23 protein-coding genes are annotated in these 25,752 nt (G+C 68.3%); 13 read left to right on the top strand and 10 right to left on the bottom strand.

The genetic code is table 11. The annotated features are described in order from the left end of the window. Genes ACSQ86_RS01410 through ACSQ86_RS01400 form a run of 3 tightly spaced genes read right to left on the bottom strand, consistent with a single transcriptional unit; the run spans window position 1 to window position 2,624 of the window. Window positions 1–780 carry an ABC transporter ATP-binding protein gene (locus ACSQ86_RS01410; protein ID WP_436302426.1) on the bottom strand — a complete coding sequence of 260 codons (780 nt, stop codon included), beginning with the start codon at window positions 778–780 and terminating at the stop codon, window positions 1–3. Beyond that, window positions 780–1,643 (bottom strand): ABC transporter permease, encoded by an 864-nt coding sequence (locus ACSQ86_RS01405; RefSeq protein WP_093104385.1) that lies wholly within the window; start codon window positions 1,641–1,643, stop codon window positions 780–782. Before ACSQ86_RS01405 ends, ACSQ86_RS01410 begins: the two co-directional genes overlap by 1 nt. A gap of 15 nt (window positions 1,644–1,658) precedes the next feature. After that, on the bottom strand, window positions 1,659–2,624 hold the full coding sequence (locus tag ACSQ86_RS01400) for an ABC transporter substrate-binding protein (RefSeq protein WP_436308353.1): 966 nt from the start codon (window positions 2,622–2,624) through the stop codon (window positions 1,659–1,661). A gap of 378 nt (window positions 2,625–3,002) precedes the next feature. On the opposite strand from ACSQ86_RS01400, the gene ACSQ86_RS01395 reads away from it, so the two are divergent. After that, a complete protein-coding gene (locus ACSQ86_RS01395; RefSeq protein ID WP_436308352.1) occupies window positions 3,003–4,970 on the top strand; it encodes a RecQ family ATP-dependent DNA helicase in 1,968 nt (655 codons plus the stop codon). Here ACSQ86_RS01395 and ACSQ86_RS01390 read toward each other — a convergent pair. Both ACSQ86_RS01390 and ACSQ86_RS01385 read right to left on the bottom strand, forming a co-directional pair. Further along, entirely contained in the window at window positions 4,967–6,514 is a 1,548-nt protein-coding gene (locus tag ACSQ86_RS01390) for a S41 family peptidase (RefSeq protein WP_436308351.1), read from the bottom strand. The two genes, ACSQ86_RS01395 and ACSQ86_RS01390, sit on opposite strands and share 4 nt — an antisense overlap. Window positions 6,515–6,566: 52 nt before the next feature. After that, on the bottom strand, window positions 6,567–8,888 hold the full coding sequence (locus tag ACSQ86_RS01385; RefSeq protein WP_093104391.1) for an ATP-binding protein: 2,322 nt from the start codon (window positions 8,886–8,888) through the stop codon (window positions 6,567–6,569). A 121-nt stretch (window positions 8,889–9,009) separates the two neighbouring features. Between ACSQ86_RS01385 and ACSQ86_RS01380 the strand changes: the two genes are divergently transcribed. The 3 genes from ACSQ86_RS01380 (at window position 9,010) to ACSQ86_RS01370 (ending at window position 12,474) form a co-directional block, all read left to right on the top strand. After that, the gene (locus tag ACSQ86_RS01380) at window positions 9,010–10,209 is read left to right on the top strand and encodes a threonine ammonia-lyase (protein WP_436302422.1); all 1,200 of its coding nucleotides are present in this window, start codon (window positions 9,010–9,012) and stop codon (window positions 10,207–10,209) included. Window positions 10,210–10,289: 80 nt separating this feature from the next. After that, the gene (locus ACSQ86_RS01375; protein WP_170855540.1) at window positions 10,290–10,442 is read left to right on the top strand and encodes a hypothetical protein; all 153 of its coding nucleotides are present in this window, start codon (window positions 10,290–10,292) and stop codon (window positions 10,440–10,442) included. A gap of 181 nt (window positions 10,443–10,623) precedes the next feature. Further along, the gene (locus ACSQ86_RS01370) at window positions 10,624–12,474 is read left to right on the top strand and encodes a phosphoenolpyruvate carboxykinase (GTP) (RefSeq protein ID WP_436302421.1); all 1,851 of its coding nucleotides are present in this window, start codon (window positions 10,624–10,626) and stop codon (window positions 12,472–12,474) included. Window positions 12,475–12,535: 61 nt separating this feature from the next. Here the strand turns inward: ACSQ86_RS01370 and ACSQ86_RS01365 are convergent, their stop codons facing one another. Continuing rightward, window positions 12,536–13,054, bottom strand: coding sequence for a hypothetical protein (locus ACSQ86_RS01365; protein WP_093104395.1), 519 nt, complete (start codon window positions 13,052–13,054; stop codon window positions 12,536–12,538). 109 nt (window positions 13,055–13,163) lie between these two features. Between ACSQ86_RS01365 and ACSQ86_RS01360 the strand changes: the two genes are divergently transcribed. Beyond that, window positions 13,164–14,132 (top strand): LysR family transcriptional regulator, encoded by a 969-nt coding sequence (locus ACSQ86_RS01360; protein ID WP_436308350.1) that lies wholly within the window; start codon window positions 13,164–13,166, stop codon window positions 14,130–14,132. Here the strand turns inward: ACSQ86_RS01360 and ACSQ86_RS01355 are convergent. Further along, complete coding sequence (locus ACSQ86_RS01355) at window positions 14,115–14,288, bottom strand: hypothetical protein (RefSeq protein WP_436302420.1); 174 nt, start codon at window positions 14,286–14,288, stop codon at window positions 14,115–14,117. The two genes, ACSQ86_RS01360 and ACSQ86_RS01355, sit on opposite strands and share 18 nt — an antisense overlap. A gap of 125 nt (window positions 14,289–14,413) precedes the next feature. Here ACSQ86_RS01355 and ACSQ86_RS01350 point away from each other — a divergent pair, with 125 nt between their 5' ends. Continuing rightward, entirely contained in the window at window positions 14,414–15,226 is an 813-nt protein-coding gene (locus ACSQ86_RS01350; RefSeq protein WP_436308349.1) for a metallophosphoesterase, read from the top strand. A gap of 6 nt (window positions 15,227–15,232) precedes the next feature. Here ACSQ86_RS01350 and ACSQ86_RS01345 read toward each other — a convergent pair whose 3' ends face one another. Further along, window positions 15,233–16,780: an alkaline phosphatase D family protein gene (locus ACSQ86_RS01345; protein WP_436308348.1), complete on the bottom strand. Its 1,548-nt coding sequence runs from the start codon at window positions 16,778–16,780 to the stop codon at window positions 15,233–15,235. A gap of 8 nt (window positions 16,781–16,788) precedes the next feature. Beyond that, window positions 16,789–18,330, bottom strand: a complete 1,542-nt coding sequence (locus tag ACSQ86_RS01340) for a phospholipase D family protein (protein ID WP_436308347.1) — start codon at window positions 18,328–18,330, stop codon at window positions 16,789–16,791. Between the two features lie 94 nt (window positions 18,331–18,424). On the opposite strand from ACSQ86_RS01340, the gene ACSQ86_RS01335 reads away from it, so the two are divergent. Further along, window positions 18,425–19,654: a nucleoside recognition domain-containing protein gene (locus ACSQ86_RS01335; RefSeq protein WP_436308346.1), complete on the top strand. Its 1,230-nt coding sequence runs from the start codon at window positions 18,425–18,427 to the stop codon at window positions 19,652–19,654. Window positions 19,655–19,718: 64 nt separating this feature from the next. Then, window positions 19,719–20,228, top strand: a complete 510-nt coding sequence (locus ACSQ86_RS01330; protein ID WP_436302415.1) for a flavin reductase family protein — start codon at window positions 19,719–19,721, stop codon at window positions 20,226–20,228. Window positions 20,229–20,240: 12 nt separating this feature from the next. On the opposite strand, the gene ACSQ86_RS01325 is transcribed toward ACSQ86_RS01330, so the two are convergent. After that, window positions 20,241–20,960, bottom strand: coding sequence for a GntR family transcriptional regulator (locus ACSQ86_RS01325; RefSeq protein ID WP_436302414.1), 720 nt, complete (start codon window positions 20,958–20,960; stop codon window positions 20,241–20,243). Between the two features lie 126 nt (window positions 20,961–21,086). Between ACSQ86_RS01325 and ACSQ86_RS01320 the strand changes: the two genes are divergently transcribed. From ACSQ86_RS01320 to ACSQ86_RS01300, 5 genes are read left to right on the top strand one after another with little or no spacing between them, the layout of a single operon-like run. Then, window positions 21,087–22,070 (top strand): Bug family tripartite tricarboxylate transporter substrate binding protein, encoded by a 984-nt coding sequence (locus ACSQ86_RS01320; RefSeq protein ID WP_436308345.1) that lies wholly within the window; start codon window positions 21,087–21,089, stop codon window positions 22,068–22,070. A 16-nt stretch (window positions 22,071–22,086) separates the two neighbouring features. After that, complete coding sequence (locus ACSQ86_RS01315) at window positions 22,087–22,839, top strand: TSUP family transporter (protein WP_436302412.1); 753 nt, start codon at window positions 22,087–22,089, stop codon at window positions 22,837–22,839. A 19-nt stretch (window positions 22,840–22,858) separates the two neighbouring features. After that, complete coding sequence (locus tag ACSQ86_RS01310; RefSeq protein WP_436302411.1) at window positions 22,859–24,265, top strand: amidohydrolase family protein; 1,407 nt, start codon at window positions 22,859–22,861, stop codon at window positions 24,263–24,265. A 31-nt stretch (window positions 24,266–24,296) separates the two neighbouring features. After that, on the top strand, window positions 24,297–24,824 hold the full coding sequence (locus tag ACSQ86_RS01305) for a BON domain-containing protein (RefSeq protein WP_436302410.1): 528 nt from the start codon (window positions 24,297–24,299) through the stop codon (window positions 24,822–24,824). Further along, window positions 24,821–25,750, top strand: coding sequence for a DMT family transporter (locus ACSQ86_RS01300; RefSeq protein WP_436302409.1), 930 nt, complete (start codon window positions 24,821–24,823; stop codon window positions 25,748–25,750). The genes ACSQ86_RS01305 and ACSQ86_RS01300 overlap by 4 nt, the downstream gene beginning before the upstream one ends. The last annotated feature ends 2 nt before the right edge of the window (window positions 25,751–25,752 follow it).

Raw genomic sequence — 25,752 nt, 5'->3', positions numbered from 1 at the left:
TCAATGCTCCACCGCCGCCATCGATTCGGCGCGGATCTCCTCGGTCAGCCGTGCCTTGATTTCCATGAACTCGGGCGAGGTCTTGATCGTGTAGTGGCGCGGATGCGGGAAGTCGACCGCGATCTCGCTCTTGATGCGGCCAGGCCGGGCGCTGAACACCGCCACGCGATTGGCCATGAAGATGGCTTCGTCGATGTCGTGAGTGACGAAGAGCACCGTCTTCTGCGCCGATTCCCAGATGCCGAGCAAGAGCTCCTGCATCAGCACGCGGGTCTGGTTGTCGAGCGCGCCGAAGGGCTCGTCGAGCAGGAGCATCTTCGGGTCGTTGGCGAGCGCCCGCGCGATCGCGGTGCGCTGCTGCATGCCGCCCGAGAGCTGCTTGGGAAAGTGGCTCTCGAAACCGCGCAGCCCCACCTTGGCGATGAAGTAGTCGCTGCGCTCCTTCTGCTCGGCCTCGCTCATGCCGCGCTCGCGCAGGCCGAAGCGGATGTTCTGCGCGATGGTGAGCCAGGGGAAGAGCGTGTAGCTCTGGAACACCACGCCGCGGTCGGCGCCCGGGCCTTCGATGGTCTGGCCGTCGAGCAGCACGCGGCCTTCGGTCGGGTAGTCGAGGCCGGCGACGATGCGCAGCAAGGTCGACTTGCCGCAGCCCGAGGGGCCGAGGATGGTGACGAAGTCGTTTTCCTTGACCTCGAAGTCGATGGGCAACAGCGCCTGCGTGCTCTGGCCGCGCGTGCCGGTGAAGGTGCGGGACACGCCGCGGATCGAAAGCTGGTTCATCAGATCGTGCTCCATGCGAACAGGCGGCGGTTCAAGGCCTTGAAGGCGAAATCCGAGATGAGGCCGATCACGCCGATGACGATGATCCCGAAGATGATCTGCCCGGTGTTGAGCAGCGCCTGGCTGTCGGTGATCATGTGGCCGATGCCCGAAGAGGAGCCGATCAGCTCGGCGACGATCACGTAGGTCCAGGCCCAGCCCAGCACCAGGCGCAGCGTTTCGGCGATGCCCGGTGCGGCGCCCGGGATCAGCACCCGCGCGACGATGCCGCGGCTGTTGGCGCCCAGCGTGTACGCAGCCTCGACCAGGTCGCGGCGCGCGCTGCCGACGGTGACGGCCACCATCAGCGTGATCTGGAACACCGAACCGATGAAGATGACCAGTAACTTCTGCGCCTCGCCGATGCCGGCCCACAGGATCAGCAGTGGGATGAAGGCCGAGGCCGGCAGGTAGCGGCAGAAGGAAACGAAGGGCTCGAAGAAGGCCTCGACGCTCTTCCAGGTGCCCATCGCGATACCCAGCGGCACGGCGACGATGGCGGCCAGCACGAAGCCGCCGAACACGCGCCACACCGTCATGCCGATGTCGTGGATGAAGTTGTACTCGGTGAAGAGCGAAACGCCTTCCTTGAGCATCGTGACCGGGCTGGCCAGGAAGGTGGGCGACACGAAGCCACCGAGCGTGAAGAAGGTCCAGACGACCACGAAGAGCACGAAGAAGCCCAGGCCCAGCAGCCAGCGCGCACGCGCGCTGACGGGCTCGAGCGGCGCGAGGGCGCGGCGCCGCCGCGGCGCCGGCTCTGTGGCGGCCGGGCCGGCAGAGACTGCCGGCTTCGAAGCGTTGATGACGGGCGTCGCGTCCATGCTTGCTGCTCGCTCTTACTTGATGAAGCTGGTGTCGAAGGTGACCGAGAGATCCTCGGGCGCCTTGCGGATCACGCCGGCCTCCAGCAGGATGGCTTGGGCGTCCTTCATGAAGGGCGTGATCTCGCTGGCGAAGAACTTCTGGTTGGCCGCCTTGTCCGACCAGCGCAGATAGGCCGAGGACTTGGCGAACTGCTCGCCGGTCTGCTTGACGGCCGCGCCCATGATCTCGTTCGACTTGGCCGGGTCGGCCTTGATCATCTCGATGGCTTCGAAGTACGAGTTGGTCAGAGCCTGGGCTGCCTTGGCGTTGGCCTTGAGCCAGGTCGGCGCGCAGCCCACCGTGTCCATCACCATCGGGTAGTCGAGCGTGGTGGCGAGGATCTTGCCGGCCGCAGGGTTGGCGCGCACGGTTGAGAGGTAGGGCTCGTAGGTCATCGCGGCATCGTTCTGGCCGGCCACGAAGGCCTGCGCAGCGGGCTGCGGCTCGAGCGAGACCAGCTTGACGTCCTTCATCGTCATGCCGTTCTTGTTGAGCATCCAGGCCAGGCCGAAGTACGGCGCGGTGCCCGGCGCGCTGACGCCGATGGCCTTGCCCTTGAGGTCGGCGAAGCTCTTGACGTCGTTGCGCACGGCCAGGCCGTCGGCGCCAAAGGACTTGTCCATCTGGAAGATCTGCACGATCGGCACGCCGTTGGCGTTCCAGGCCACATGGGTCTCGACCGTCGTGGCCGCGCACTGGATCGCGCCCGAGGCGAGCGCCAGATGGCGGTCCTTCTGCGGGATCATCTTGATCTCGACGTCCAGCCCGTTCTTCTTGAAGATGCCGGCCTTGTCAGCCAGCGTGAGCGGCGCGAAGCCGGTCCAGCCGGACATGCCGAGGGCGATCTTGGTTTCCTGCGCGTGGGCGTTCGCCGCCATGCCAGCGACACACACGCCCGCCGCCAGCAGCGAGGCGACTTTTCCGACCGTCTTGACCATCAAGGTTCTCCTGTTGCATTTGAAAAAAATTCGGCTCGCTGCAAGCGTCCGCAGGGACGGTTTGCTGGCAAGGGGCCGAGTTTCATTCGCTGCGATGCACCTGTATATACAGGTTAACCCGGGATTGCGGCCCCGATCAAGCCTGGCTTTGCCCGCTCCCAGTGCGCGGAATCGGTTTCATGCACCAAAAGCTGTCTAGACAGGATAGCGCAGCAGCGAATAGCGCCCTTGTTCGCAAGCGCCATGCCAGCCGGAAAGCCGCTCGCTGCCCGCCCTCGCTTCGTGGACAATCGCCATCGCGCGCACGGGAGGTGCGCGCGTCCGTTTCCCCGCATGCAGCCCCGCCCCTCGGGGCGCCCCTAGAAATACAGCAATCCCTTGTCCACCCTGGCTTCCGATTCACTTGACGCCGCGCCGGAACAGATCCTCCACGAGGTCTTCGGCTACGCGCAGTTCCGCGGCCCGCAGCAGGCGATCGTCGACCACGCGGTGGCCGGCGGCGATGCGCTGGTGCTGATGCCCACGGGCGGCGGCAAGTCGCTGTGCTACCAGATCCCGGCCATTGCGCGGCAGCGCGCAGGCCGCGGCGTGACGGTGGTGGTGTCGCCACTGATCGCGCTGATGCACGACCAGGTCGGTGCGCTGCACGAAGCCGGCGTCGACGCGGCCTTTCTCAACTCCACGCTCGACTGGGAGCAGACGCAGGACGTGGAGCGCCGCATGCTGCGCGGCGAGATCACGCTGCTCTACGCGGCGCCCGAGCGCGTGACGACGCCGCGCTTTCTCTCGCAGCTCGATTCGCTGCAGGAGCGCGGCAAGCTCTCGCTGTTCGCGATCGACGAGGCGCATTGCGTGAGCCAGTGGGGCCACGACTTCCGGCCCGAGTACCGCGCGCTGACGGTGCTGCACGAGCGCTATCCCGGCGTGCCGCGCATCGCGCTCACCGCCACGGCCGATGCGCTGACGCGCGCCGACATCGTCGAGCGGCTGCAGCTCGAAGAGGCGCGCCAGTTCGTCTCCAGCTTCGACCGGCCCAACATCCGCTACACCATCGTCGAGAAGAAGGACGCGACCACGCAGTTGCTGCGCTTCATCGAGCGCGAGCACGAAGGCGATGCAGGCGTGGTCTATTGCCAGTCGAGAAAGCGCGTGGAAGACGTGGCCCAGACGCTGCGCGATGCGGGCACCAACGCCCTGCCCTACCACGCGGGCCTGGATGCCGCCGTGCGCCAGAAGCACCAGGACCAGTTCCTTCGCGACGAAGGCATCGTGATGGTCGCGACCATCGCCTTCGGCATGGGCATCGACAAGCCCGACGTGCGTTTCGTCGCCCACCTCGACATGCCGAAGAACATCGAGGGCTACTACCAGGAGACCGGCCGCGCCGGCCGCGACGGCGCAGCGGCCGACGCCTGGATGGCCTACGGCCTGCAGGACGTGGTGAATCAGCGCCGCATGATCGACGAGAGTCCGGCCGGCGAGGAGTTCAAGCAGGTGATGCGCGGCAAGCTCGATGCGCTGCTCTCGCTGGCCGAGGCCAGCGATTGCCGGCGCGTGCGGCTGCTCGGCTATTTCGGGGAGAGCTACCAGCGCGCCTCGGCCGACGCCGGGCCGCCCCAAGGCGGCCGCGGCCCCTTCGGGGGGCAGCGAGGACACGAAGTGCCGAGCGTGGGGGCCACATGCGGGAATTGCGACAACTGCTTGAACCCGCCGCAGGTGTGGGACGGCACGGATGCGGCGCGCAAGCTGCTGTCCACCATCTACCGCGTGCAGCAGCAAAGCGGCATCAGCTTCGGTGCCGGCCACATCATGGACATCCTGCGCGGCAAGACGACCGAGAAGGTCACGCAGTTCGGCCATGGCTCGCTCAGCACCTTCGGCATCGGCAGCGAGTTCAGCGAGGCGCAGCTGCGCGGCGTGCTGCGCCAGCTGATCGCGACCGGCGCGCTGGCCGTCGATGCGCAGGCCTACAACACGCTGCAGCTCACCGAGGGCTCGCGCGCCGTGCTCAAGGGCGAGACGCAGGTGCTGCTGCGCGAGTCGGTGTCATCGCCGGCCGAGCGCAAGCCGCGGCGCGAGAAAACCGCGCGCGGCGCGCCCTCGCCGGCCGCGGCCACGCTCGATGCGACCGGCCAGGCACGCTTCGCAGCGCTCAAGGCCTGGCGCGCCGAGGTGGCGCGCGAGCACAACCTGCCGGCCTACGTGATCTTCCACGACGCCACGCTCGCCGCCATCGCCGAGCGCGCGCCGGCCACGCTCGAGGACCTGCAGGGCATCAGCGGGATCGGCAGCAAGAAGCTCGAGGCCTACGGGTCGGACGTGCTGCGGGTCTGCGCGGCGTTCTAGGGCCGCGCCAGCAGCCGGCTTTCACGCGCCGGCGAGCGCACCAGGTAGGGCTGTCCGGCCGCCTCGGCCTTGCGCAGCGCCATCTCTTCCTTGTTCGATGAAACCGGCGCAGGACAGGCGCCGCCGCTGCGCAGCGCCAGCGCGGCCGCGAGCCGCGCCTCCGCCGGATCGCCGAGCGCACGGCCGAAATCGTCGGCGACCACGCAGGCGGGCGCGAAGCCGTCGCTGTAGTCGCCGAAGCCCTGCTGGTTCAAGCCCTGGAACTGGATCGCGAAGTAGGTGGTGCCGCAGTTGTCCTGCGGGAAGAAGCCGTAGGGCTTGCCGCAGGTGGTGCCGCCGACCAGGTTCACGGTGACGCCGATGCCTCGCAGGCCGTTGACCACCGATTCGCTGGCGGAGCAGGTGTCGGGGCCCGCCAGCACGGTGACGCGCGACAGGCCCAGCCGCGGCAAGGCCTGGCCCGCCGGCACCGAGAAGCCGCGCGAAGTCGCGTGGAAGGGCAGGGTGGCCTGCGAAGGCGCCAGGTTGAAGGGGTTCTTGTTGTTGAACTGCAGGCGCTCGAACACGGCGCCGGTGGTCGCTGCGCCCGAGCTGACCATGGAAGCCAGCTCGCTGGCGATGTCGAGCAAGCCGCCGCCGTTGTAGCGCATGTCGATCACCAGGTCGGCGATGCCGGCGCTCTTGAGCTGATTCACGGCCGCGACCAGCGGCGCTTCGGCCGTTGCGAGGTGGTCGTTGAAGAGCAGGTAGCCGACCGGGCCGCTCGCCGTGGCGATGGTCTTCACGTTCTGCACCGGTGTACGCGTGATGCGCGCCGCGGTCAGCGTCAACGTGCGCTCGCTGCCGTCGGGCGCCCGCAGCTTGAAGTTGTGCGCCTCGCCTTCGCGCGCCGGCGCGAGGCCGGCATTGAGCGTGGCGGTGTCGGTGCCGCTCACCAGATCGACGCCATCGATTTCGATGAGCCGCGTGCCGCGCACGATTGCGGCTTGCGCCGCGGGCGAACCGGGCTCGGTGTAGGCCACGCGCACGTCGCGCGGCGGCGAGGCGCTCAGAAAAGCCAGCTCGGCGCCATAGCCCACGCCGACGCCGTTCTGCGACAAGGCGCGGTAGGCGGCAGTGTCCTGCGTGAAATGGAAGCGGTCCTTGGCGCGGCCGGCCGCCGTGAGCTTGGGCGTCTTGAGCACGTTGAAGTAGGTAGTCGGCGTGGCGTAGTCGCCGGCGGCCAGCGTGGTCGGCACCTCGTCGAACCAGAGGTAGGTTTCGTCGATCCATCCGCGCACCCAGCGCTTCTCGGCGGCGAGGGTGCCGAGCTGATCCGGGAAGGCGGCGCCGGTGTCGGGGTCGACGCCGGTGCGCGGAGCCGCGCACTGGCCGGCGACGCTGGAGGACGCGACGATGGGCTCGTCGCCGGAAGCCGCGGGCGTCGGCGCCATGGCCAGCGGCAATCCACCGCCGCCCCCACCGCCGCCGCCTCCGCAGGCCGTGAGCGCGGCCGCGGCCACGAGCATGGCCAGCGCTGCGCGCATGGGCAGTACAACCCTCATGAAGCTCTCCCTCGCGCGCCGGTGCCCGGCGCGGCTATTGCGTTGGTCTTGCTTATTGGACGAAGCCGATGCCGCGCGATTCGCGCACTTCGGGCTTGATCCGGTGCTCGGCATCGAGCTGATCGAGAAACTCGGCGGCCGAAAACTCGACCGCAAGAATATCCGTCTGGCGTTTCACGGCAGCGAAATCGCCCGGACAAAGCTGCGGGAGGCGGGCCAGCCGCCGCGTGATCTCGCTCGTCATGCGGGTCGCGTCGCCGCCCAGCGCCTCGGTGACGAACATGCGCTCGCGCTGCTCGCCGGTCAGCGGCATGAACTTGATCTTGAAGGTGAAGCGGCGCAGCGCCGCCTGGTCGATGCGGTCGAGCAGGTTGGTGGTGCAGACGAAGATGCCGTCGAAGCGCTCCATGCCCTGCAGCATCTCGTTGACCTCGGTCACTTCGTAGGTGCGCTGCGCGCCGCGGCGGTCCTGCAGAAAACTGTCGGCCTCATCGAGCAACAGGATCGCCTTCTCGGCTTCGGCTTCCTTGAACATGGCCGCCATGTTCTGCTCGGTCTCGCCGACGTACTTGCTCATCAGGTCGCTCGCCTGCCGAATGATCAGCGGGCGGCCGATGGTCTTGGCGATGTGTTCGGCCAGCGCGGTCTTGCCGGTGCCGGGCGCGCCGTAGAAGCACAGCGTGCCGTGGCCGCGCGCCTTGAGCGCCTCGACGATGCGTGGGATCTCGAAGCGGGTCTCGACGTTGAGCATGCCGAGGTCGTAGGTGGTCACGCTGCGGCGCGCGCCGAGGGCGTCGGGCGTGCCCAGGGCGAGATCGGCATTGCGCAGCTGCCGCTCGATCAGGCTTTCGACCGACGCGCCTTCGGTCATGGCCAGGCCGGCGAAGCGCACCGCGGTGCGGATCTGCGCCGGCGTCAGGCCCTTGCGGCCGGCCAGCTTGGCGGTGAAGGCCTCGGACACCGAAACGCCTTCGAGCGTCTTGCGAACCAGCTGCTCGCGCGCGCCGGGCGGCGGCGACTTGAGCTCGAGGTGGTAGGCGAAGCGGCGCCGGAAGGCCGGATCGATCTGCTCGATGCGGTTGGTCACCCACAGCGTGGGCACCGCATTCGATTCGAGGATCTGGTTGACCCAGGCCTTGCCGCTCACGCTGCCGCTGGCCGGGGCGGGCACCTGCTCGGCGCGCGCCATGAGCTGGGCGGCCTCGGTGCTGATCGGCGGGAACACGTCTTCGACCTCGTCGAACAAGAGCGCCGCCTGGGCGCTGCCCTTGAGAAAGACCTGTGCGATCTGCAGCGAACGGTAACGGTCGCGGCCCGACAGCGAGTTGCCGTCGCGATCGGCGTACTCGACCTCGAAAAGCTCGAGTCCCGCGGCCTGCGCGACCACCTTGGCCAGCTCGGTCTTGCCGGTGCCGGGCGGGCCGTAGAGCAGTACGTTGACGCCGGCCTCCTTGCGCGCCACCGCGGCGCACAGCAAGGTGACCAGCATCTGCGCGTCGTCCTGGACGAAGGCGAAGTCCTGCACCGACAGCGCGCTCTTCGCGGACGGCCGCGTGAACACGGCCATCAGCTCGTTGTGGTCGCGGTATTCGCGCATCAGCACCGGCGGCAGCTTCTCGCTGACCTTCATCAGGTCGGCCAGGTCGGTGATGTTGTGCTCGGAGATCAGGTTCTCGACCAGGCCAATGCGCTCGAGCCGCGAGCCCGCGCGCAGCGCTTCGCCCACATCGCTGGCATTGACGCCGGCCACCTCGGCGATCGCGGCGTAGGCCTCGGGCGCGTTGTTGACCTTGAACTCGACCAGCAGCGAGCGCAGGTCGCGCTGGTAGCGCGCCAGCGTGCCGTAGAGCAGCAGCGCGCGCTCGGCCTTGTTGAGCTGCAGCAGGCCGGCGAGCGCGTCGATGTTCTTCTCGACCAGGGTCGACTGCTTGCGCAGCGCATGCGTGAGCCAGTCGCGCGTGACCGAGAGCACCGAGAGCAGGTCCTTCGGCTGGTCCTTGGCGTATTCGTCGAGGTAGAAGAACAGCGTGCCTTCTTCATAAGGGCCGCGCCAGACACCGTGGCGCTCCAGCAGCGTGCGGCCGTCGAAGTTCTCGACGCCCTTCCAGATCTCATTGCCCGCGCAGCGGCGCCCCAGGAACTCGCGCAGGCGCAAGAGCACCGGCGCCGGCCACACCAGGTGCCGGCCGGTGAGCGAAAGAAGGCCGTTGAGGTCGCGCCGCACGTTGAAGCGCGGCCCCTGCTTGGCCGCCAGCGTGAGCACGAAATGCGAGCACATGAGCTCGAGCACGGGCGCTTCCTTGAGCCCGGGCGACGGCAATGCGTGCCCGCGCGAAGCAGCCGCTACCACGTCGACCCCGGAACGCTTGACCATCGAACAACCTCACGCTAGGAGAATGAGAACCTGAGCGCGACCATAGCGCAGAGTTTTGGCTTGGGGAAGACTCGGGAACGGTAAAAACCCTGATGTTGCGAATCCGGCCACAATGCCGCCCATGCTTGGAATCGAAGACATCGAACGCGCCGCCGTGCGCCTGCGCGGGCAAGTGCTCAATACGCCCTGCGTGGAATCGCGCACTCTTTCCGAAATCGTCGGCGCGCAGGTGTTCCTCAAATTCGAGAACCTGCAGTTCACGTCGTCGTTCAAGGAACGCGGCGCCTGCAACAAGCTGGTCGACCTGTCCCTGGCCGGCACCCGTGGCGTGATCGCCATGTCGGCCGGCAACCACGCCCAGGGCGTGGCCTATCACGCGCAGCGCCTCGGCCTCCGGGCGCTGATCGTGATGCCGCGCTTCACGCCGGGCGTGAAGATTGAGCGCACGCGCGGCTTCGGCGCCGAGATCGAACTGCACGGCGACACCCTGGACGCGGCGCGCGCCCACGCGCTGGCGCTCGCGGAGCGCGAAGGCCTGGCCTTCGTCCATCCTTACGACGACGAAGCGATCATTGCCGGGCAAGGCACGGTGGCGCTCGAGATGCTCGATGCGGTGCCCGATCTCGACACGCTGGTGGTCTCGGTCGGCGGCGGCGGCCTGATCGCCGGCATGGCGCTGGCGGCGCGGGCGCGCAAGCCGGGGATCGAGATCGTCGGCGTCCAGACCCGGCGCTTTCCGGCGATGGTCAACGCCGTTCAGGGTACGCAGCACGTCCAGGGCACGAGCACCATCGCCGAGGGCATCGCCGTGGGCACGCCCGGCGTGCTGACGCGCGAGATCATCGCCTCCCAGGTCGACGACCTGCTGCTGGTCGACGAGGGCGACATCGAGCAGGCCGTGCTGATGCTGCTCGAAATCGAGAAGACGCTGGTCGAAGGCGCCGGTGCCGCCGGGCTGGCCGCGCTGATCCGGCATCCGGAGCGCTTCAAGGGCAAGCGGGTCGGGCTGGTGCTCTCGGGCGGCAACATCGACCCGCTGCTGCTGGCCGCGATCATCGAGCGCGGCATGGTCCGGGCCGGCCGGCTCGCGCGCGTGCGCGTCAGCGCGCGCGACGTGCCCGGCTCCCTGGCCCAGATCACGGCCACTGTGGCGGAAGCGGGCGCCAACGTCGATGAGGTGCATCACCAGCGCGCCTTCACCATGCTGGCGGCGCAGAACGTCGAGATCGAACTGGTGCTGCAGACTCGCGGGCGCCCCCACCTGTCGGCGGTGCTCGACGCGTTGCGGGATGCCGGTTTCGAAGCGGCCGAGCAGCGCTGAAAGCTCTGGCAAGCCCCTAGATGGCCATCCGCAGGCCAGTCGGTAAAATGGCCTCAGTTTTGCGAACCCAAGGAACAACGATGTCCAACCCAACGCCTGTCGAACCCGGCCAAGACGCCGTCGTCGAGAACGACGCCGTCGAATCGATCGTTCATCTGATGCCCCTTGTCCTGCCGGTGGCCGGCGGCGTGCTGATGCTGCTTTTGGCATCCATCGCCGTCTACATGGCCTGACATCCGGCTGTGGCGCCGGCGGACACCGAGCGCCGCCCCGCCCACCGAGGATGCACGAGCCCACCCGGCCGCATCGATCCTCGCCTCCCGAGACGGGAAACGTTTTTTCCAACGGACCTCGCCTGTTCCAGGCACCGAGCCCCGTTCGGAAAGACGATTTTTCAACTTAGGAGACACATTGATGAACGCACCTCTCAAGGGTTTGACCGTACAGGCGCCCTCGTATGTCAGGAATGCGAAGCTGATCGCCTGGGTGGCCGACATGGCCGCGCTGTGCAAACCCGAGGCCATTCACTGGTGCGACGGCAGCACCGAAGAGTACGACCGGCTCTGCCAGCGCCTGGTCGACGCCGGCACCTTCAAGAAGCTCAACTCCGCCAAGCGCCCCAACTCCTTCCTCGCGAGTTCCGATCCGAGCGATGTCGCCCGCGTCGAAGACCGCACCTTCATCTGCTCCGAGAAGAAGGAAGACGCCGGCCCCACCAACAACTGGATGGCGCCGGCGGAAATGCGTGCCACCCTGCAACCGCTGTTCGACGGCTGCATGAAAGGCCGCACGATGTACGTCGTGCCCTTCAGCATGGGGCCGCTGGGCTCGCCGATCGCGCACGTCGGCATCGAGCTGTCCGACAGCCCCTACGTGGCGGTCAACATGAAGATCATGACCCGCATGGGCCAGGCCGTGTACGACGTGCTCGGCGCCGACGGCGAATTCGTGCCCTGCGTGCACACGGTGGGCGCGCCGCTCGAGCCCGGTGAGAAGGACGTGGCCTGGCCCTGCAACAAGACCAAGTACATCGTCCACTACCCCGCCACGCGCGAGATCTGGAGCTATGGCTCGGGTTATGGCGGCAACGCGCTCCTGGGCAAGAAGTGCTTCGCGCTGCGCATCGCCTCGAACATGGGCCGCGACGAAGGCTGGCTCGCGGAGCACATGCTGATCCTCGGCGTGACCAACCCCGAGGGCAAGAAGTACCACGTGGCCGCTGCCTTCCCCAGCGCCTGCGGAAAGACCAACTTCGCGATGCTGATCCCGCCGGCCGGCTTCGAAGGCTGGAAGGTCACGACCATCGGCGATGACATCGCCTGGATCAAGCCGGGCGCCGACGGCAAGCTGCACGCGATCAACCCCGAGGCGGGCTATTTCGGCGTCGCGCCCGGCACCAACATCCAGACCAACCCGAACTGCATGGCCAGCCTGGACCGCGACGTGATCTTCACCAACGTGGCGCTGACCGACGACGGTGACGTCTGGTGGGAAGGCATGACCGAGGAAGCCCCGGCGCATGCCATCGACTGGCAGGGCAATGACTGGACGCCGGCCATCGCGAAGGAGACCGGCGCCAAGGCCGCGCATCCGAACGCCCGCTTCACGGTCGCGGCAATCAACAACCCGGCGCTCGACGACGCCTGGGACGACCCGAAGGGCGTGGCGATCGACGCCTTCATCTTCGGCGGCCGGCGCTCCACCACCGTGCCGCTCGTGACCGAGGCCCGCAACTGGGTCGAAGGCGTCTACATGGCTGCCACGATGGGTTCGGAAACCACCGCCGCGGCCGGCGGCAAACAGGGCGTGGTGCGGCGCGATCCGTTCGCGATGCTGCCCTTCGCCGGCTACAACATGAGCGACTACTTCCAGCACTGGCTGGACCTCGGCAAGAAGCTCGAAGCCCTGGGCGCGCAGCTGCCGAAGATCTACACCACCAACTGGTTCCGCAAGGGCGAGGACGGCAAGTTCGTCTGGCCCGGCTACGGCGAGAACATGCGCGTCCTGAAGTGGATGATCGACCGCATCGAGCACAAGGCCGAGGGCACCGAGCATGTGTTCGGCGTCAGCCCGCGCTACGAGGATCTCAACTGGACCGGCCTGGACTTCAGCGCCGAGCAGTTCGACACCGTCACCCACATCGACAAGGCCGCCTGGCAGGCCGAGCTGAAGCTGCATGCCGAGCTGTTCCAGCAGCTGGCGCACCACCTGCCGAAGGAGCTGTCGGCTACCAAGGCCGCCATCGAGCAGCGCCTGGCAGCCTGATCGCTGCGCTCGCCCAAAAAAAAAGCCGCCCGAGGGCGGCTTTTTTTCAGGTTAAAGAAGATCAGTAGTACTGGCCGAGGTTCACGCGGCGCATCGCCTGGTAGAGCGTCGGCGTCGCGGCATCGGCGGAGCGCTTGGCGAGCACCGGCTCTTCGACCGTGTCCGCTTCCTGGCGCGAAGCGATCGCCTGCAGGTCGCGAAGAATGCGCGGATCGAGCTTCGCATAGGCCATGAACTGCTCGTCGGCGCGGGCCGCGGCACGGCGGCGAGCTGCGGCGCGCATGGCAGACAGGGCACGGACGGCCAGGCTGCGTGCGGTACCGGCGAAGAACGCGATGGCGGCGAACGCCACGCCCCAGAGCACCAGCCAGGCGACGAGCAGGCCGCCGTCGTTCCAGGTCGACATGAGCTTGTCCGCCACCACGAGCAGGGACGCGACGATGGCGGCCAGCAGCAGCGCTGCCAGGCCGCGGGCACCGTCGAAGCTGCGGCGTGCGACGCGAATGTGGTCGATCACGGCCTCCGCGCGGGCGACGCCCGGGTGAGTGGCCGGTTGGTCTACGTGAACAAAGCTGGTCATGATGAAGTCCCTCCAAAAGGACGAAAGGCCGAAGCCGATGGGGTGATATTAGTAGTTTCCCTAATGTTCCACCACTTTATCTTCGTGATGCCTATCATTCACATGACTGATGGACGTCAACTTCCGCACGCTCGACCTCAACCTGCTCCGCGTCTTCGACGAGGTGATGGCGGAGCGCAACCTCACGCGCGCGGCGCGCAATCTCTTGATCACCCAGCCGGCCGTCAGCAATGCGCTGCGCCGCCTGCGCGAGACGCTCGGCGACGAGCTGGTGCGCCGTTCGGGCAGCGGCGTGGAGCCCACGCCGCGCGCGCTGGCGCTGTGGCCGACCGTGCGCGACGCCCTGCGGCAGCTGCAGCACACGCTGGCGCCGGGCGAATTCGATGCCGGCATTGCCGACACCACCTTCCTGCTGGCCATGGCCGACGCCACGGCCGCCGAACTGATCCCCGGCCTGGTGCAGATCGTCGAAAAGGAAGCGCCCGCGGTCTCGCTGCGCGTGCTGCCGCTGACCACCCGCGATCCCCGGCGCATGCTGGAGAACGAAGAGGTGGACATGGCGATCGGCTACTTCCCGGCCGTGATCGCCAGCCTGGCGGCACGCGGCCAGTCCGATGCCGCGGTGCCTTTCGAGACGCAGCGGCTCTACGTCGGCGAATATGTCTGCGTGATGCGGCGCGGCCATCCGCTGGCGCGGGCGCCCCTGACGCTCGACAGCTTCTGCGCCGCACGCCACCTGCTGGTGAGCTTCTCCGGCCGACCCTACGGCTTCATTGACCAAACGCTGGGCGCGCTGGGACGGGAGCGGCGCATCGTGGTCACGGTCAACCAGTTCTTCACTGCCGGACGGGTGGTCGCCAACTCGAATCTGCTGACGGTCCTGCCGCGCCACTTCGTCAAGGTCACGGGCATCGACGAGCAGCTGGTCCTGCGCGAACTGCCCTTCCAGCAACCGCTGGTGCACGTCGATGCGATCTGGCACCGGCGGGCGCAGCACGGCCATGCGCACGAATGGCTGCGGCAGGCGCTGCTGCGCTCCGCCGAGGCGGCCTTTGCAGGCTCAGCGGACGACGCTTAGCCAGGCGCTGGCGGCGGCGCGCAGTTCCTGGGCGTGATGGGCGTCGATGCCGGCGCTGTGGTCGGCGCTTTCCATCAGCGCGGCGGCCGGGCTGGCGGGGACTTCGATGGTTTCGAAACGGAAGAAACGTGCCACTTGGGCAACAAGGCTGAACATGATGGTGCACGGCCCGAAGCCGGCGTTGGAGTGGTGATGGAACCAAGATTAAGGGTTTTCCCCAGTATTTCCAGCCCCTTCTCATGCACGTTATGCATGAGGATATTCGCCTAGACTGGCGCGCCATGAAGCTTCAGCTGCTCTCGGACCTGCACCTGGAAGTGCATCCCCAGCTCCAGATTGCACCGGCGCCGGGCGCTGATCTGCTGGTGCTCGCGGGCGATATCGGCTCCTATCAGCTCGGATCACGCATCATCGAGCCCGATTTCGGGCTGACCCGCTTCTCGCCTCGCCATGGCTGGCCGATGCCGGTGCTCTACGTTCCGGGCAATCACGAATACGACAACGCCGATTTCGACACGGTTCATGCCCGCCTGCGCGAGCTCTGCGAAGCGCTGGACATCCTGTGGCTGGAGCGCGAAAGCCGCGTCATCGAGGGCGTGCGCTTCATCGGCACCACGCTGTGGGCCGACTTCGATGCGCTGGTCGAACCGGCCGACACCATGACCGAGGCGCTCAGGAAACGCGGCAAGGCGATGCGCGCGGCGAACTTCTACCTCGAGAAAGCCGCCACCTTGCGCTCGGGCGAGATCTTCCTGGCGGACGCACTGAGAGAGCACTCACTGACGTGCCAAGCGTGGCTGCGCAACGCGCTCGCCCAACCCTTCGACGGCCCCACCGTGGCGATCACGCACTTTGCACCCACGCTGGCGAGCGCCGATCCGCGCTACGGCCTGAGTCCGGGAACTGCAGGTTTCTGCAATTCGCTCGATGAGCTGCTGCCGAGCGCCGACTTCTGGCTGCACGGGCATCTTCACCATGCCTTCGACTACGTGAAGAACGGCTGCCGCGTGGTCGCGAACCCGCTGGGGTACATGGGCAAGGGCGAACAGGAGGGCTTCAGGCCCGATTTGCTGATCGAAGTGCCGCGTCGCTGAAAGAATCTAGGCCGGCAGCACCCCGGCCCGACCGGCCTCGACTGCAAAGCGCGCCTGCGTGTGGAAGCTCGCATCGGACGCCACCGGATACGCGGTCGCGCGGAATTCGCACTGCATCGCCTCGGGCGTGAGCTCCATCAGCGCATAGCCTCGCTCGTTGCCGCGGGCATGCACGACGTCCGGGTTGTCGCGCCGCATGCGTGCCATCGCAGCCTGGCTCGCGCCGCGCGAGCTGATCGAACCGCCCACGAATTCGCTCGCGACCACCGGCGAGCCGGGGTCGTTCGGCTGCACGCGCAGATTGGCGGCGACGTAGCGGTGCACGTCGCCGCCCAGCGCCACCACATCCTTGACGCCGGCGTCGGCGACGCCCTGAAACAGGCGCCGGCGCGCTTCGGGATAGCCGTCCCAGCCGTCGGTCCAGGTCTGGCGGCCCTGCGGCGTCTCGAGGCCGGTGGGGCTCATCTGGGTGGATTGGCCGAACAGCTTCCACTGCCGCCTCGAACCGGCCAGGCCCTGCGCGAACCATTGCGACTGCTCGGCGCCGAGCATGGTGCGCGCCGGGTCCGCGAGCTCCGCGCAGCCGATCACCCCGCGGCCGGAATCACGGGCCGGATCGGCGCAGGCATGGTGGCTGCGGTACTGGCGGCAGTCCAGCGTCCAGAGCTCGGCCAACCGGCCCCAGGCATAGCGGTCGTGGATGCGCATCGCCGCGCCCTGCGGCGGCAGCACGAGCGGCATGTGCTCGAAATAGGCCCGGTAGGCCGCGGCGCGGCGGGCCAGGAAAAGCGCGGGCTCGGTATAGGCCGGGTCGCGGTCGCCGGCGTAGTCGTTGACCACCTCGTGGTCGTCCCAGGTCAGGATCCACGGATGCGCGGCATGCGCCGCCTGCAGGTCCGCATCACGCTTGTAGAGCGCATGGCGCTCGCGGTAGGCCTCCAGCGTGTGCGGTATGGGCGCGCCGTGCCGGCGCATTTCGGGGGCCGTGCTGCTGCCCTCGTAGATGTAGTCGCCGACGAAGAGCACGAAGTCCAGCTCGCGCCCGGCGATCTCGCGGTGCGCGGCATAGAAGCCATGCTCGTAGTTCTGGCAGGAGGCGAGCGCGAAGCGCAGCCGCCGCACATCCGCATCCGGCGCCGGCGCGGTGCGCGTGCGGCCCACCGGACTTTGCGCGTCGCCGCAGCTGAAGCGATACCAGTAGTCGCGCTGCGGCGCCAGGCCCTGCGCGTGGACGTGCACGCTGAAGGCGCGCGAGGCATCGGTCACGATCTCGCCTTGCATGACCAGGCGTTGCAGCGCGGCGTCGCCGTAGATCTCGTAGCGCACGGTGCAGGCCGGCATGGCATTGCGGGCCGATTCATCTTCGGCATCCGGCATCAGCCGGGTCCAGAGCACGACACTGTCCGGCCGCGGCTGGCCGCTCGCGACCCCGAGCGTGAAGGGGTTCGAGCGCCAGCGCGGCGCGGCCTGCGCGCAGGCGGCCAGCGGTGCAGCGCAGCCGGCGAGCGCAAGCCACAGGGCGGCACGATTGAGGTCTCGACGGCTGAGATTCATGGCACTCCTTACAACAGCTCTTCGCCCACCAGCGGCAACAACATCCAGTTCTGGAAGCGCAGCCAAAAGTAGCCGCCCGGCTCGTCATCATGGACGATGTCCTTGCCGGCCTCGTCGTACTCGAGCCACTGCACGTGCTGGCCGTCGGGTGCGAGTCGGAGCCGGTATGAGATGTTGGTCCGCGCGCCTGACAGGAGCCGCCTGAAGTCCGCGACCAGCTCGGCGCTGTTGACGACCAAGCCCGTCTCGGTATTGACCGAGGACGAGCGGCGATCCAGGTTCATGGAGCCGATGAAGAGGCGGTTGTCGTCGATCACCGCCAGCTTGGCATGCAGCCGGCTGATCGACTTGCCGAAATCGCCGAAGCGGCCGGACTTTCCGCTGAGCACCGGCCCGATCTCGCGAATGGTCACACCGATCCTGAGCATGTCGGCGCGGTAGCGCGCGTAGCCCGCGTAGACCAGCGGTTCGTCGGTGGCGCCCAGCGAGTTGGTGACGAGCTCGATGCGTCCGCCCCGCGCCATCGCCGTGTTCATCATCGCCATGCCACGCTCGCCGGGAATGAAGTACGGCGACACGATCATCACCGCTTTGCGTGCCGAATTCACCACGCCGAGCGCGCCTTCGTTCACGCTGCCGCGATAGGCTTCTTCGCTGCTCGCGCGCGTGATCTTGGCCGGATCGTCGGCGAACAGTTGCGCGCTGGCCCAGTAAAGGTCGAGCGCGCCCGCCTCGAGCTGCTGGCCGACGGCGCTGCGGTCCAGCACGTCGCGCGGGCGCAGGGGCACATCGGGCGCGGCCGCGCTTGCGAGCTCGTCGAAACGGCGCCGGGCAAGCTCGGGCGGCATCGCGCCCGGCACCACGTTGCCGATCGGCCGCACCTGCTCGCTGTTCCAGTAGCGGTCGAAGGCGTCGGACATCTCGCGCACGATCGGTCCGCAGGACAGCAGGTCCACGTCGATGAAATTCGCAGACGTGCTGCGCATGAAGTATTCGCTCGCGATGTTGCGGCCGCCCGAGACCGCGAAGCTGTTGTCGGCCACCAGCTGCTTGTTGTGCATGCGGTGGTTGATGCGGCCGAATTCATGCAGCGAGAACAGGACCCGCATGACCAGCGACCCACCGCGTGAAGGCAGTGGATTGAACAGCCGCACTTCGACGTTCGGGTGCGCGGCCAGCGCGAGGAGCAGCTCGTCCTGGCCGCCCGTGTAGAGGTCGTCCATCAGGAGGCGCACGCGCACACCGCGCGCGGCCGCGTCGCGCAGCTCGCGCAGGAACAAGAGGCCCACTTCGTCGTTGTGGATCAGGTAGTACTGCACGTCCAGCGACTTCCGGGCATGGCGGGCCAGCGAGATGCGCGCATCGAAGGCGAAGGGCGCTTCGGGCAGCAGGCGAAAGCCCGAGGAGCCGGACTGCCCGGCCGGGGCAGCGTTTGCGGCGAGCTGCGCCAGGTGCGTATCTGCGACGTCGGTGATCGCGTGCGCCGGCACGCCCGGCACCGGTGCGGGCAGCGTGGCACAGCCGCCGAGCAGCACGGGAGCGAGGAGCATCAGCACGGCGCCGAATTTCGCGAGCTTCGACATCCGCCGCAATGTAACGCTGCACCGCCCCCTATGATCGGCGCGCATTCAACAAGGGATACGCGTGCTCAACGGCCTCTGGCTCGGTTTCTTTCTGACGGCAGCGCTGGCTGCGCTTGTGCGCTGGCTCGTCGGCGGCGACGCCGCGGTGTTCGCCGCCCTGGTCGAAAGCCTGTTCGCGATGGCCAAGCTGTCGGTCGAAGTGATGGTGCTGCTGTTCGGCACGCTCACGCTGTGGCTGGGCTTCCTGCGCATCGCCGAGGCAGCCGGGCTGGTGGCCGGACTCGCGCGCATGCTGGGGCCGCTGTTCCGGCACCTCATGCCCGAGGTGCCCGCGGGCCACCCGGCGCTGGGCCTCATCACGATGAACTTCGCGGCCAATGCGCTGGGCCTGGACAACGCGGCCACGCCGATCGGCCTGAAGGCGATGCGCGAACTGCAGACGCTCAATCCGAGCACGACCACCGCAAGCAACGCGCAGATCCTGTTCCTGGTGCTCAACGCCTCCTCGCTGACGCTCTTGCCCGTCACGATCTTCATGTACCGCGCGCAGCAGGGCGCGGCCGATCCGACGCTGGTGTTCCTGCCGATCCTGATCGCGACCAGCGCTTCCACGCTGGTCGGGCTGCTCTCGGTGGCCTTCGTGCAGCGCCTCAGGCTGTGGGACCCGGTGGTGCTGGCCTACCTGCTGCCGGGCGCGCTGCTGCTCGGCGGCTTCATGGCGCTGCTGGCGACGCTTTCATCCGCTGCCCTGGCTTCGCTGTCCTCGCTGCTCGGCAACCTCACGCTGTTCGGGATCGTGGTCGCGTTCCTGCTGGCCGGCGCGCTGCGGCGCGTGAAGGTCTACGAGTGTTTCATCGAGGGCGCCAAGGAAGGCTTCGACGTCGCGAAGAACCTGCTGCCCTACCTGGTCGCGATGCTGTGCGCGGTCGGCGTGCTCAGGGCCTCGGGCGCACTCGACATGGTGCTCGCCGGTATCCGCTGGCTGGTAGGGCTGACGGGCTGGGACGCACGCTTCGTCGATGCGCTGCCCACGGCGCTGGTCAAGCCCTTCTCCGGCAGCGCGGCGCGCGCGATGCTGATCGAGACCATGCAGAGCCAGGGCGTCGACAGCTTCGCGGCGCGGGTCGCGGCCACCATCCAGGGCAGCACCGAGACCACGTTCTATGTGCTGGCCGTGTACTTCGGGGCGGTCGGCATCCAGCGTGCGCGGCATGCGGTGGGATGCGCGCTGCTGGCCGAATTGGCGGGGGTGATCGGCGCCATCGCCGTCGGCTACTGGTTCTTCGGCTGAAACCTCCCGGACAGCGCCGTCCGAGGCGATCGGCCAGAATAGGCCTTCACTTCCCCGCCTCCCCGTGACCGCTCCTGCCCAGGCGCAACCGCCTTCCTTCACGTCCGACGAATTCCGCGAGGCCCTCGGCATGTTCGCGACCGGCGTGACCATCGTCACCGCGCGCGCCGCCGACGGCAGCCTCGTCGGCCTGACGGCCAATTCCTTCAACTCGGTCTCGCTGGCCCCGCCGCTGGTGCTATGGAGCCTGGCGCGCGGCGCGGCCTCGATGGCGGCGCTCAGCACCGGCTCGCACTACGCGATCAACATCCTGTCCGCCAGCCAGAAGGACCTGGCCGAACGCTTTGCGACCAAGAACGTCGACCGCTGGGCCGATGTGGCCTTCACCGAGGGCCTGGGCGGCGCGCCGGTGCTGGTGGGCGCGGCTGCGATCTTCGAATGCTTCAACCGCAGCCGCTACGACGAAGGCGACCACGTGATCTTCGTCGGCGAGGTCGAACGCTGCACGCACAACCCGGGCGCCTCGCCCTTACTGTTCCACGGCGGGCGCTTCTATACCGAACATCCGCTGTAGCGCGGGCAGCGCTCAGCGACGCAGGGTGAGCTTGTAGCGGAAGGTGTCGGCGCGGTAGACCGCGGTCTCCACATGCACCGGCCCGCCGCCGGCCGCGTGCACCAGCCGCTCGACCTGCAGCACCGGCGAGCCGGGCGCGAGCTGCAGCAGCTTCGCTTCTTGCGGCCGGGCCAGGCCGGCGCCGATCTCGAGCTGCGCCTCGCCGATCTCCAGGCCCCCTTCGTGCTCGAAGACCTCGATCAGATCGCGCTGCGAGAAGTCCACGCGCGCCAGCTTCTCGCCCAGGAAGCGCGGCAGGTAGGAGTTGTTGACCGAGAGCGGCTCGCGGTCGAGGTAGCGCAGCGTCTGCAGGTGGTACACCGTCTCGCCGGCCGCGAGCTGCAGCTGGCGCGCCACGGCAGCCGGCGCCTTCACTTCGCGCCACGCGAGCCGCTTACTGCTGACCGCATGCTGCTCCAGCGCCAGCGCCTCGTTGAGGCCCTGCAGGCGGTTCAGGCTCTGCGCCGCCTTCGGATGGGACACGAAAGCACCTTTTCCGTGCAGCTTGACGATCAAGCCCTCGGCCTGCAGCGCGCCCAGAGCCTGCCGCACGGTGATGCGGCTTACGCCGTGCTCGGCCGTCAGTTCGGCTTCGGAAGGCAGCTTGGCGCCAGGCGCGAGCCGGCCGTCGAGGATGCGCGCACGCAGCGCGTCGCGAAGCTGTGCATGCAGCGATTGCGGAAGTTCAGACATTCGTCACCCTGGGATTTGATTTGGCATAGGGTTTGCATGGCTTGTTATGACATGTCATAACAAGTAGTATCTCACACCGTCTGGGTGCTTTTCTTTCCGTTCATTCCATCGACCGAGGAAACGACCATGTTTGCAACCCGCGCCTTCTTCCGTTCCGCCGCCGCGCTCGCGCTCGGCGCCAGCCTCGGCGCCGCCCAGGCCCAGGGCTACCCCGCCAAACCGATCTCGCTGATTGTGCCGTTCTCGGCCGGCGGCGGCGTCGACGCCACGGCGCGCCTCTTGACTGCCAAGCTCGGCGAGCTGCTCAAGCAGCCGGTGGTGATCGAGAACGTGGCCGGCGCGGCCGGCACCATCGGCACCCAGAAGGCCGCGCGCTCGCCGGCCGACGGCTACACGCTGCTGTTCGCGGTGGCCAGCCCGCTCAACGTCGCGCCGCTGGTCGCACCCTCGGCCGTGCGCTACGACACCTTCAAGGATTTCGTGCCGGTCGCGACGGTGGGCACCTCGCCCTTCGTGCTGATCGGCAAGACGGCGCTGCCCGCGCGCACCGCGGCCGAACTCATCCAACTCGCGAAGGCGCAGCCCGGCAAGCTCAACTTCGGCACCGACGGCGTCGGCACCTCGCTGCACATCACGGCCGAGATGTTCAAGCAGCGCGCCGGCATCGACATCGTGCACGTGCCCTACAAGTCCGGGCCGCAGGTGCTGACCGACGTGGCGGGCGGCCAGGTCGATCTGGCGGTGCTGCCGCTCACGCTGGCGCAGCCTTTCATCAAGGACGGCAAGGTCAAGGCCTTCGGCGTCACCTCGCTGGCCCGTTCGCCCAGCGCGCCGGCGATACCGGCGCTGGCCGAAACGCCGGAACTCAAGGGCCTGGAGATGGATTCGTGGCTCGGCGTGCTGGCCCCGGCCGGCACCCCGCCCGCCGTGATCGCGGCCTGGGTGAGCGCGCTCGACGCCACCCTCAAGGACCCGGAAATCGCGCGCAAGCTCGGTGACATTGCGGTCAAGCCGCAGCTGATCGCCGGCCCGGCCTTCGCCGCCTATCTGGCCAAGGAACGCAAGACCATCGCCGGCGTGGTCCAGACCGCCGGCATCAAGGCCGAGTGACAACGAGAGATTCCCGATGCTGATGACGATGACCAGCGCCTGGATCGTGCTGCCGGCCGTGCTCTTGGCCGGCGGGCTGATCGGCGCCAGCGGCATCGGCGGCGTGCTGCTGGTGCCGGTGCTGACCCAGCTGGGCGCGGTGCCGCTGCCGCAGGCCATTGCCGCGGCATCGCTGGGTTTCGCGCTGCCGGCGCTGGTGGCGCTCGGCCCGCTGCACCGGGAGCCGACCCTGGCCGCGCGCTGCGTGCCCTTGCTCGCGGGCGCGCTCGCGGGTGCCGCCGCCGGCGCGCTGCTGCTGCGCTGGCTGCCGGCCGGGCTCCTCATGTCCGGCGTGACGGCGTTGGTGCTTTTCGCGGGCTGGCGCGGCTTGATGGCGGCATCCAACCCGGCGCCCGCATCTGTGGCAGCGCTCGGCACCACGGCCCTGCTCGCGCTGGGTGCGCTGGTGGGGCTCGGCTCCGCACTCACCGGCACCGGCGGGCCGGTGCTGGTGATCCCGCTCCTGATGCTGCTGCGCCAGCCGCTCGCCTTCGCGGTGGTCGCGGCGCAGGCCATCCAGTTGCCCGTGGCGCTGGCGAGCAGCACGGTGCATGCGATCGAAGGGCGGCTCGATCTTTCACTTGCGCTGCTTTGCGGCGTGTTGATGCTGGCGGGCTCGATCGCGGGGCAGCGCGCCGCGGCCCTGCTCGACGTGCGGCAGATGCAGCGCATGGTGTCCCTGCTGCTGCTGGCCGTGGGGGCCTGGTTCGCCTGGCTGCTGCTGGCCTGAGACTTTCAACGGAGCGACCATGCTGTCTCCTGACCAACTCGACACACGCAAGGACTTGTTGCTGGCCCCCGAATGGCTGATGCTGCCCGAGGGCCCGCAGCAGGACATGGCCGTGCTGGTGCGCGACGGCCGCTTCGCGCAGGTGGGCCGGCTGGCCGAGGTGAGCGCGGCGCATCCGGGCCTGGCGCCGATCGCATTGCCCCAGCGGCTCCTGATGCCGGGCCTGGTCGACACCCACACGCACCTGACCCAGTCCTTCGGCAAGGCGCTCGCCTTCGGCGAACCCTCGGAGATCTTCCGCCGCATCTGGGTGCCGATGGAATCCACGCTCGGTGCCGAAGCGGCCTACCTCGCCGCCAAGCTCTCGGCGCTCGAGTCGCTGCGCGGCGGCTTCACGACGGTGGTCGATGCGGGCACCCGGTCGGAGGTCGGCCTGGATGCCGTGGCGAGCGCGGCACGCGACACCGGCATCCGCTGCGTGCTCGGCATGATCTGCAACGACGCGGGCCTCGAAGGCGACGAGGCCGGCACCCGGCGCATCCTTGACGCGGCCGCGACCTTCCTGGCCCGGCTCGAACACGACCCGCTGGTGCATCCCTCGCTCGCGATCTCGATCCCGGAGGCCGCGACCGATCGCATGCTGCACGACGTGGCGGCCCTCACGCAGGAAAGCGGGCGCCGCTTCCAGACCCATGTGAACGAACACCTGGCTGCCGTCGAACGCTCGCTGGTCGCGCGCGGCCAGCGTCCGCTCGAACTGCTGCATGCCTGCGGCGCGCTCAACGCCTCGGCCCTGCTCGCGCATGCCACGCTGCTGACGCCGCGTGAAATGGGCCTCTTGCGCGACAGCGGCGCCGCCGTCGCCTACAACCCGGTGGCCAGCCAATGGAAAGGCAACGCGGTGCTCGATGCCGGCCTGCTGGCCATGCTGGGCGTGCCCTTCGGCCTCGGCACCGACGGCACGCGCGCCGACGGCTTTCGGCTGATGGACGCGGCCGAGGCCACCCAGCGCCTGACGCACGGCCTGGCCAACGGCGACTCCTCCTGCGGTGGCGGCTGGCTCTGGCTCGACCACGCCACGCACCGCGGCGCCGAGGCCGCGGGCCTGGGCAGCGTCACCGGCCGCATCGCCTGCGGCCTGGCCGCCGATTTCCTGCTGCTGGACCTCGACGTGCCGGAGTTCGTGCCGAGCTGGGACCTCAGCTGGGAGCTGGTGCGCTTCGCGAACCGCGACCAGATCGAGGCGGTGTTCGTCAACGGCGCGCTGCGCCTCTGGCAGGGCTGGCCGATCGACTGGGATGCGCGCGCGCTGATGAGCGAAGTGGCCGCCATTGCGCGCCGCGATGTCCAGCGCGCGCCGATCCAGCGCGTGCATCCCACGGCCGACCTGCACCGCGCGCAGCAACGTCCCCCGGCCACCGCCTGAAGGATTCGCGCAGGCGGGCTACGATCGGCGCATGCCTTTACGCCTGCGCCGCGCCGCGCCGGTGGCACTGCTCGCCATGGCCTGCGCAGCAGCCATCGCCAGCCCCGAGAAGAAAAACTGGTTCGACGATCCCTTCTTCCAGGTGTCGTCGGGTGCGCGCGGCTGCCCCGTGCCAGAAGGCCCGCTCTACACCGCCGAAGAGCGCCGCAGCCAGATGCATGCGCGGCTGGAGCGCGGCACCAGCTGCTGGCTCGAAGGCAAGTGCAGCGACAGCAACGCCTACCGCTACGACAAGGTTCTGGCACCCAAGCTGCAGACGGCGCTTGCCGCCGTGCCCGGCGTAAAGCGCGCGAGCGTCTGGGCCGTGGTGCAGCGGCGCTGGGTCTATCTGCAAGGCTGCGTGCCATCGCGCGCGCTGGCGCAGCGGCTGACGCGGGCGGCGCGCGCCGTGCCCGATGTCGAGCTCGTCGTCGACGACCTGATGATCGGCACGCACGGCAATCCCTCGTATGCGCTTGCCCCACCCAGAACAGAGACAAGTCCCAGAAGAAAAGAATGATCGAAAGAAAACACCACCTCGACACCCGTGCCACCACCCTGCTGCTCGCCTGCTGCGCTTTCTGGGGACTGCAGCAGATCCTGATCAAGACCACCGTGACCGAGGTGCCTCCTCTGTGGCAGGCATCGATCCGCATGGTGGGCGCGGTGGTGTTGCTGTGGCTGTGGTGCCTGTGGCGCGGCGTGCCGCTGTTCGAGCGCGACGGCACGCTCGCCGGCGGGCTGCTCGCGGGCCTGCTGTTCGCGGGCGAGTTCACCTGCATTTACATCGGGCTGCAGCACACCACCGCCTCGCGGCTCACGGTGTTTCTCTACACCTCGCCCTTCGTGGTGGCATTGCTGCTGCCGCGCTTCGTGCCGGCCGAACGGCTGCGCGGCATGCAATGGATCGGGCTTGCGATCGCCTTCGCCGGCGTGGTGCTGGCCTTCAGCGAGAGCTTCGGCCACAGCAGCTCGGGCCAGTTGTTCGGCGATGCGCTGGCGCTCGCGGCCGGCGTGCTGTGGGGGCTCACGACACTGGCGATCCGCGCCACCCGGCTCGCCACTGCCAGCGCCGAGAAGACGCTCTTCTATCAGATCGCGGTCACCGCGGCGGTCTCGCCGCTGCTGTCGCTCGCGCTCGGCGAGCGGTGGGGCTTCTCATACTCCACCTACGCCTGGTTCTCGATCTTCCTGCAGACCGCGATCGGCGCCTTCGCGAGCTACCTGGCCTGGATGTGGATGCTCCGGCACTATCCAGCGACGCGCATCTCGTCCTTCACCTTTCTCACGCCCTTGTTCGCGCTGGTGTTCGGCGTGGTGCTGCTCAAGGAGCCGCTGACCTTGCAGCTGGTGCTGGCGCTGGCAGGCGTGGCCCTGGGTATCGTGCTGGTGAACCGACGCGCGGGCGTGAAGGAAAAGCCTGAATCAATGGGTCGTGCAAACTGAAG

The sequence above is a fragment of the Variovorax sp. LjRoot130 genome (assembly GCF_964253755.1).
Taxonomy (GTDB): domain Bacteria; phylum Pseudomonadota; class Gammaproteobacteria; order Burkholderiales; family Burkholderiaceae_C; genus Variovorax.
Note: the sequence above shows the minus strand (reverse complement) of the source record. Positions and strands in the feature narration are given on the sequence as shown.

Coding starts and splice junctions, on each gene's coding strand:
- ACSQ86_RS01410 (WP_436302426.1), bottom strand. CDS start 780: ATGAACCAGCTTTCGATCCGCGGCGTGTCCCGCACCTTCACCGGCACG.
- ACSQ86_RS01405 (WP_093104385.1), bottom strand. CDS start 1,643: ATGGACGCGACGCCCGTCATCAACGCTTCGAAGCCGGCAGTCTCTGCC.
- ACSQ86_RS01400 (WP_436308353.1), bottom strand. CDS start 2,624: ATGGTCAAGACGGTCGGAAAAGTCGCCTCGCTGCTGGCGGCGGGCGTG.
- ACSQ86_RS01390 (WP_436308351.1), bottom strand. CDS start 6,514: ATGAGGGTTGTACTGCCCATGCGCGCAGCGCTGGCCATGCTCGTGGCC.
- ACSQ86_RS01385 (WP_093104391.1), bottom strand. CDS start 8,888: ATGGTCAAGCGTTCCGGGGTCGACGTGGTAGCGGCTGCTTCGCGCGGG.
- ACSQ86_RS01380 (WP_436302422.1), top strand. CDS start 9,010: ATGCTTGGAATCGAAGACATCGAACGCGCCGCCGTGCGCCTGCGCGGG.
- ACSQ86_RS01375 (WP_170855540.1), top strand. CDS start 10,290: ATGTCCAACCCAACGCCTGTCGAACCCGGCCAAGACGCCGTCGTCGAG.
- ACSQ86_RS01370 (WP_436302421.1), top strand. CDS start 10,624: ATGAACGCACCTCTCAAGGGTTTGACCGTACAGGCGCCCTCGTATGTC.
- ACSQ86_RS01365 (WP_093104395.1), bottom strand. CDS start 13,054: ATGACCAGCTTTGTTCACGTAGACCAACCGGCCACTCACCCGGGCGTC.
- ACSQ86_RS01360 (WP_436308350.1), top strand. CDS start 13,164: ATGGACGTCAACTTCCGCACGCTCGACCTCAACCTGCTCCGCGTCTTC.
- ACSQ86_RS01355 (WP_436302420.1), bottom strand. CDS start 14,288: ATGTTCAGCCTTGTTGCCCAAGTGGCACGTTTCTTCCGTTTCGAAACC.
- ACSQ86_RS01350 (WP_436308349.1), top strand. CDS start 14,414: ATGAAGCTTCAGCTGCTCTCGGACCTGCACCTGGAAGTGCATCCCCAG.
- ACSQ86_RS01345 (WP_436308348.1), bottom strand. CDS start 16,780: ATGAATCTCAGCCGTCGAGACCTCAATCGTGCCGCCCTGTGGCTTGCG.
- ACSQ86_RS01340 (WP_436308347.1), bottom strand. CDS start 18,330: ATGCTCCTCGCTCCCGTGCTGCTCGGCGGCTGTGCCACGCTGCCCGCA.
- ACSQ86_RS01325 (WP_436302414.1), bottom strand. CDS start 20,960: ATGTCTGAACTTCCGCAATCGCTGCATGCACAGCTTCGCGACGCGCTG.
- ACSQ86_RS01320 (WP_436308345.1), top strand. CDS start 21,087: ATGTTTGCAACCCGCGCCTTCTTCCGTTCCGCCGCCGCGCTCGCGCTC.
- ACSQ86_RS01315 (WP_436302412.1), top strand. CDS start 22,087: ATGCTGATGACGATGACCAGCGCCTGGATCGTGCTGCCGGCCGTGCTC.
- ACSQ86_RS01310 (WP_436302411.1), top strand. CDS start 22,859: ATGCTGTCTCCTGACCAACTCGACACACGCAAGGACTTGTTGCTGGCC.
- ACSQ86_RS01305 (WP_436302410.1), top strand. CDS start 24,297: ATGCCTTTACGCCTGCGCCGCGCCGCGCCGGTGGCACTGCTCGCCATG.
- ACSQ86_RS01300 (WP_436302409.1), top strand. CDS start 24,821: ATGATCGAAAGAAAACACCACCTCGACACCCGTGCCACCACCCTGCTG.